At 51.9% G+C, this 6,775-nt stretch carries 5 protein-coding genes and 2 pseudogenes; 6 read left to right on the forward strand and 1 reads right to left on the reverse strand.

Features of this window, described 5'->3' with window-relative positions; all coding sequences use genetic code 11:
• Position 1: 1 nt before the first annotated feature.
• Entirely contained in the window at positions 2-283 is a 282-nt protein-coding gene (locus AC27IT_RS22990) for an Arm DNA-binding domain-containing protein (RefSeq protein ID WP_371862628.1), read from the reverse strand.
• On the opposite strand from AC27IT_RS22990, the pseudogene AC27IT_RS22995 reads away from it, so the two are divergent.
• The 6 genes and pseudogenes from AC27IT_RS22995 to AC27IT_RS23020 form a co-directional block, all read left to right on the forward strand.
• Positions 222-611: pseudogene (locus tag AC27IT_RS22995) on the forward strand (multidrug ABC transporter ATP-binding protein); the annotation flags it as partial. The gene AC27IT_RS22990 and the pseudogene AC27IT_RS22995 overlap by 62 nt on opposite strands.
• A gap of 230 nt (positions 612-841) precedes the next feature.
• Positions 842-1,543: a response regulator transcription factor gene (locus AC27IT_RS23000; protein WP_025846444.1), complete on the forward strand. Its 702-nt coding sequence runs from the start codon at positions 842-844 to the stop codon at positions 1,541-1,543.
• Entirely contained in the window at positions 1,540-3,012 is a 1,473-nt protein-coding gene (locus tag AC27IT_RS23005; RefSeq protein WP_025846442.1) for a HAMP domain-containing sensor histidine kinase, read from the forward strand. The genes AC27IT_RS23000 and AC27IT_RS23005 overlap by 4 nt, the downstream gene beginning before the upstream one ends.
• Complete coding sequence (locus AC27IT_RS23010) at positions 3,009-4,121, forward strand: LolA family protein (protein WP_005829180.1); 1,113 nt, start codon at positions 3,009-3,011, stop codon at positions 4,119-4,121. The genes AC27IT_RS23005 and AC27IT_RS23010 overlap by 4 nt, the downstream gene beginning before the upstream one ends.
• A gap of 4 nt (positions 4,122-4,125) precedes the next feature.
• Positions 4,126-5,847: a M56 family metallopeptidase gene (locus tag AC27IT_RS23015; RefSeq protein ID WP_025846437.1), complete on the forward strand. Its 1,722-nt coding sequence runs from the start codon at positions 4,126-4,128 to the stop codon at positions 5,845-5,847.
• A gap of 449 nt (positions 5,848-6,296) precedes the next feature.
• Positions 6,297-6,775 (forward strand): annotated as a pseudogene (locus tag AC27IT_RS23020) (transposase); the annotation flags it as partial.

Consider the following 6,775-nt stretch of genomic DNA (forward strand, 5'->3'; position numbering starts at 1 on the left):
TCTATTTGGCGTGATTTTCCAGCCAAAACTCCAGGTAACTGGCAAGGGTCTGTTTCTTGGAGATTACCAGCTCCCCGGTTTCGTATTTGGTAATCATTTCTGCGCAGGCGCTTTCTGCCTCTTTTTTTGTTTTGAAACCTGACCGGGTGATCTGCTTACGCTTGCCAGTCTCTGGATCAGTTCCTAACGTGATGGCAAATGACCAGGTTGATCCCCGCTTTGTATGGGAGGCGGCCAGACGAGCCCGGTTTGATGGGTTCATCCGCGAGCAGGAGCAGGGCATGGACACGGTAATCGGAGAGAGAGGGATGAAGCTGTCCGGCGAGCAGAACTAGTGGCTGGCGTGCCTGCATGTTCTTGAAGAACCCGCCGGTTCTGATTCTGGACGAAGCGACCTCGGCGCTCAATATCAAGACGGAGTGGTCGATCCAACAGTAGCTGGCCGAACTCGCGGCGGGTCACATCATGCTGGTCATTGCCCATCGTTTGGCGATGATCAAGGACGCTGACTGGATCGTAGTGGTGACGTAGGGGGAATCGCTGAACAGGGGGAGCATGAGGAGCAACTGGCGCTAGGCGGCGTTTACAGTCGCAATTTGTATAAGCCCTGAAAATGAAAAGTAGTCCTCCCGCCGGATGCTTGCCCATAACTTGCTGAAAAAGGCGGCGGTGGATTAAAAATAATGGTGTTAAAAACGCGCACGACATCAAACGGAGGCCGCTTGTATACATTTTACGCGGTTAGGGAAATTTCGGACATACGGATTAATTATAAAGAAAGTATATAATTTGCGATGATCAAAACCTGATATGTTACATTGGGACACAGGAGGGAGCATTCATGAAGGGCAGCCTGCTGCTGGTAGAAGACGATCCGGAAATCGCCCGCGTTGTTCGCGATACGTTAAGGAGGGAAAACTATCATGTGACGTGGTCGACTAGCGGTCTGGAAGGGTGGGAAGATTTTTTAAAGCAATCTTACGATCTTGTGCTCGTCGATCTGATGCTGCCGGAGATGGACGGCTTTGACCTTTGCAAAAATATTCGCTGGAAAAGCGACGTCCCGATCCTGATCATCAGCGCATGCAAAGAAGACGAAGTCAAGGTGAAGGGCCTTCATCTCGGCGCAGACGACTATTTGACGAAACCGTTTAGCCTGGCGGAACTTAAAGCCCGCGTGGAGTCGCTGCTTCGCCGGTGGCGGCGTTACAAAGGGCAACCGGTGCCGGAGAACGAAACCGAATACATGGGCGGCCTGACCTTGTATTGGGATCGGCAGAAGGCTGAACTGGACGGCTCCGAAATTGCTTTGACGGCCAAAGAATTCGATTTGCTGAGCGTGCTGGCGCAGCATCCCGAAACGGTCTTTTCCAAAAGAGAATTGTACCAGCACGTTTGGCAGCAAGCGGACGCGGCAGGATTGCATACCGTCACGGTCCACATTAAATCGCTTCGGGAAAAGCTTGCCGACCCGGTGAAAAATCCGCGGTTTATCCAGACCGTGTGGGGAAAAGGCTACCGGTTTATCGGTGAACCGCTATGAAAATCAAAACGTGGCTGTTGCTGTCCTATTTTATCGTCATGATTCTCCCTTTGACCGCCGCGTATGTCCTGTTCGTCTGGGTTCAGGCCTATCATAAAGATTTGAATGTGGAAGAATACGTGCAAAAACAGGCTCATTTGCAATACTTGATCTCCGTTTTGGACGACCCGAAATGGTATGAAATAAACGCGGAACGTGCGCAAGTTGAAAAGCTGATTCAACCGCAGGTTTCGATCGTTCTCTATAATCGCGACGGTGTTGTGCTCTACACTTCGGATCGTTTGCGCGTTTCGCCGCAATTTTCACTTGGCAGGAAACAATTGTACGAAAATCTGTATTCCCTGCAACAAGGCTACCGCGCATACGGCTACAAGCAGCCAGTTTTTTCAGGCCCCGAACTGGTCGGGTTTTTCGACATCCAATTGAGCCGCGACGAATGGGTTTCGGGCGTATCGCAGCGCGGTTGGCTCTTGGCCGGCGTTTTTATAGGCTTGTTTACGCTGATCTACTTGGCCGTCGTGAGGGGGGTCAATCGCAAGTTAAACAGCAGATTGACTCATTTGATGCAGCAAATGACCGCTTTCGCCAAAGGGGAAACCGTCCAGGAATTGCCCGAGGGGAAAGACGAGATCGGACAATTAACCGGACACTTTCACAAAATGCGCAGGCAAATCGAGGCTGCAAGAAAAAAGCTCGCGCAAGAGCAGCGGGAAAAAGAATTCATGATTGCGGCCATTTCCCATGACTTGAAAACGCCGCTGATGTCGATTTGCGCTTATGCCGAGTCGCTGGCTTCGGAGCAGGAGTTGTCCGCGAGCGAGCGGGAAGAGTACCGCGGAATTATCGTCGAGAAAGCCAACCACATGAAACAGATGCTGGACGATTTATTGATGCATACCTTGCTGCAGTCGCCTACCTATGAGATCGAACTGGTGGAAGTGGACGGCGGTGAATTTTTCGACATGCTGGTTTCCGATTATGAGCTGTTGTGCAAAGAAAAACATATCCAGCTCCTCGTTCGCAGCGATGTGAGTGGAAATGTCCGGGTGAACCCGAATCAAATGATCCGCGTCGCGAACAATCTGATGAGCAATGCGCTGCGGCATACGAAAACGGGAATGCGGATCTGGCTTGCGGCCGCTTCGTCGGATCGCCTCCCCATGGAGTGGCTGTTCAATTTCGTGAAAGAAGAGGCCCGGTTGGATACGCCGGACAGCGTATTTTTTATCGTTCAAAATGAAGGAGAGGGCATTGCGCCAGACAAGCTTCCGCACGTGTTTGATCCGCTTTATCAGGCAGATCCGGCTCGAGGAAAACAAGCTGCCCGCGGGGCCGGCCTTGGACTTAGCATTACGAGGCGAATTTTGGAGAAGCATGGCGGCGACGTTGCGATTTACTCCAAGGAGAATATCGGAACCTGCGTAATCTGCCGCCTGCCCTTAATGAACGAAGAAGGTGAACGGACATGACAAAGATAAAGAGAAAAGGATGTTTGGGCTTGATCGGGCTGATGATGGTCGGACTTTTCGGCTGTTCGTCCAACCCGGACTTTTTACCGGAACAAGTTCTTCAACATGCGCTGGATCGATCGCATGAACCTAGCGCGCATTACGTCGAAGTTGAAATGAAAACTACTGATGGGACAGGAAAAGAGCCGGAGCTGATCCTCATGAAAGAATGGGTGAGCAAGGACGGCAAAAGGCGGACCGAGGCGGAGGCTCAGGACGGAAGCGCGAAGACGGTTACCATCCATGACGGCGCCCGGCTGATCATCTATCAGCCTGAGCTCAAGCAGGCGATGGTCAGCGATGATCCGGAACTGCTCCAAATCGGACAAACGTCGCCGAAAAAGCAAGTCGAGCAACTGCTGCAAATGATTCAGCAAACCCATGAGATTTCCGCCCGCGGGGAAGAAGAAATTGCCGACCGAACAACGTACCGGGTCATGGCCAAGGCGAAAGACAGCACCACGTTGTTAGGGGATCAGGAACTGTGGATCGACAAGGAAAATTGGATGGTTTTAAAATCGGTTTCGACATCCGGCAACATTCGAACGGAAACAACATACACCAAAGTGGAGCTGAATCCGGATATTCCGGCCGATACGTTTGCGCTTGAACTTCCCGAAGACGTTGAAATTCAAGATTTGAACGAAATGAATTCAACCCGCGAAATCACCATGGAGGAAGCGGTTGAGAGCATTGGAAAAACGTTTCTCCATATTCCCGAAAAGGACGGACTCGCCATTTCCCGCATCGAATTGACGGAATTGCAAGGCGAGCTGAAACGAAATGAGGTGAATCTGGATTACCGGAAGGACGGGGTTCCTTATTTCACGATGTCCGTATTTCCGTCTCAGGAAGATTCCGAAGGGGAAGAGCAATCCGCGGCCCTTCCCGGCGAGAAACCTGTCAAGATTCGCGGCCAAGCAGGGGTATGGATGAAAATGAATGATTTCCGTTCGCTCGTTTGGCAGGAACAGAGGCTGAGCTACTCTGTCCTGTTTATCGATCCTAATTTGTCGCTGGATGAGTTCAAAGCGCTGGCGGATACGATGATTCCTGTTCAAAGGGGGTGAAGGGATGAACATTTTGCCCAATAATCTGGTCATGATATCGGTCGTTGCGCTGGCCGTCATCATGAACGTCGTTTCGGTCTGGCTGCCGAAAAAAGCCGCAACCGCTGCGAAAATTTTGTTGGCGGCAGCGGCGCTGACCGGGTTGTTCGTCCGCTTGCCGGTTGGACAGGCGATACTGCTGACGGCCATCGGCGCCCATGCATATGCCGCTTTTTCGGAGTTGATTGATCGAAACAAACGGGAGATGCGAATGGCGCTCCGGCAAAAACTGCAGGAAGTCCGGGTGGTCGAAATCGTTCAGCGCAAAGATGCGAGGCGATTGGCGGCGGATGTCGCGTTGACCGGCTTGGTCAGTCTGGGGGCGGTGCTGTTTTTTGGGCTGGCGCCTGAAACCTATGCGGCATTGAAGGTGTTTATCGTCTTTATGATGATTTCCGTATCGATACAGACGATAGAACGGGCGGCGAATTTTTATTCCGTCCGCCTGTATTGGCTTCCGGAGGAGGAACATCTTGTCGTGCTGTCCCGGTTTCAGCCGAGGGATTTTCCGCTCCGGGAATTGAAAGAGGCAAGCGTCTGGTCGTCTCCCGACCTGCTCAGGCTGCATCCGTTTTTTACGTTCATGTCTTCACATCAGGATTATACCCGTTCGTTCGGACAAGTGCTGAAGCTTTCGTTTCCCGGGGAAACGATTTACTTGTCGCCGGATAACGCCGTTCATTGGCACCGGCTCCTTGCTCCTTTCGCTTCCGCTTCGGACAGAACCGGCGGGAAAGAGAAAAAGGTGCTGCCTTTGTGGCACCCTGCCGTGCTGAAACGGTTGTTTTGGAAAGGTTATTATGCCTCAACCGTTAAAGGCGTTTCCGCATATACCGGACTTTTGGCGATATTGCTTTGGCTTAAAGCGCCGGCATGGGCTGTCGGCCTGTTCGTCTTGTTATGGTGGGGTTTGAATTTTTACGTTTCGGATCGGGTGTTAATCGCTGCGACGGATGCCGAACCGATCACGGAAGGGGAAATTTTTGAGCGGGCGCAAACGATTTTCAGAAAAGCCGGCATTCCCCATACCCGCCTGTTTTCCGTCGATTCGCCGGATTATAACGGCTTTGCCGTCGGGATGAATATCGGACGCGGCGCGATTATGCTGACGACAGCTACATTGCAATTGCCGTCCCCGTCCGTCGAAGCGATATTGGCCCACGAAGCGGCCCATATCCGCAAGCGCGATGTGTTGACGAATCAGCTGGCGCGGTTTCTTTTTATCGGCTTGCTGGCCGGCATGGCGTATCTGTTTTTCGATCAACTGAAGTGGCTCGCGGAAAATTTCAAAATTGCGATGTTTCTGTTGGTTTACGTTTTCGCGTTCGTTTTCCCCATGTATCTTTCCTTTATCGCTCAGTGGACGGAAGTGAGAGCGGATTTTACCGGCGCAACCTGGCTTTCCGGGGGAACTGCGCAGATGGGGCAAGGATTGACGGAATTGGCGGCCGCCCTGGATCGCGATCTCGAGAAATCCATGGCGCACCGCATGGCCGACGGCCGTTCGTCGACGGGCCGCGCTTCGAGTCTGGAACGGGATTCGTGGCTCTGGAGATTTCTCGAATTTCAATTCATGGCCCACCCGCCGTTGTATTGGCGGATCAACAGTCTCGCTCGCAGCGGAAATTGGCGCGAAGCGAGAAGGCGCTGGCTGAAGGACCGATTCAAGGAATCGCTGCCCAGCTAACCGGTCGGCGATTCCCCGCCGGCACCCATGATCCGATATCGACGGCGGGGTGACTTATCCGCATGAATGATAGCCGGGAGGCGAATTGGGCGACCGTATCCATTCGCTTGCGTTAATTTGGGGCGTTGCGACAAATGGACTCATCCATTTTTCGAAAATGGTTTGGGTTTAGTTGTGGTGCGCCTTTTTTTTGGTTTGGGCAGCCTGTCCAACTAAAAACCATCCTGAAAAAGGAGCTATTCCTGTAATGAATTAATTTGCGGTTTGAAAAGAAAAAGCGCCTCCTGTATGCTGGGTCTCGGAATGGTCACATTCACTGCCCTGATTAGGGGCTGCTGAACAGATAAAAAATACTGTAGCCACAAGGGTTTTGCCTCGTTTTCATCGAAATCATGTGCAAGGAAATCGGCGATTTTCCTTCAAATTCCTTGCACATGGAGCGGATCTGAATGTACGAATTTCTCTCTCATCGTGAAAATCAACTGCTTCTCCCCGATGATTTTTTCTTGCCGTTTGGCGGCAAGTTGAGTAAAGAAAATCGCTGGGTCAAGTTGGCTCGGTTGGTACCGTGGGCACATGCAGAGAAAAAGTATGCCAAGTCCTTCCGCAAATCGTTTCGTGGACAAAAGGCCGTTTCCATCCGTGTCGCCCTCGGGGCACTCATCATTCAGGAACGTTTGCAACTGTCGGACCGGGAAACGGTCCAGCAGATTGTCGAAAACCCGTATCTGCAATACTTCATCGGGCTGGAAGGCTATCAGGATCATCCACCGTTCCATCCGTCGCTCATGACGCATTTTCGCAAGTTCTCCGCGAAATCAACGAGATCATCGCGGTCGAGGCCGCCAAATCGACACCAGATTCCGACCGTGACGATGAACCGAAATCCGGTAGAAAATCCAAAGGTAAACGTACGACCAAGCGTCAC

The sequence above is a fragment of the Brevibacillus sp. YAE8 genome, assembly GCF_057543335.1.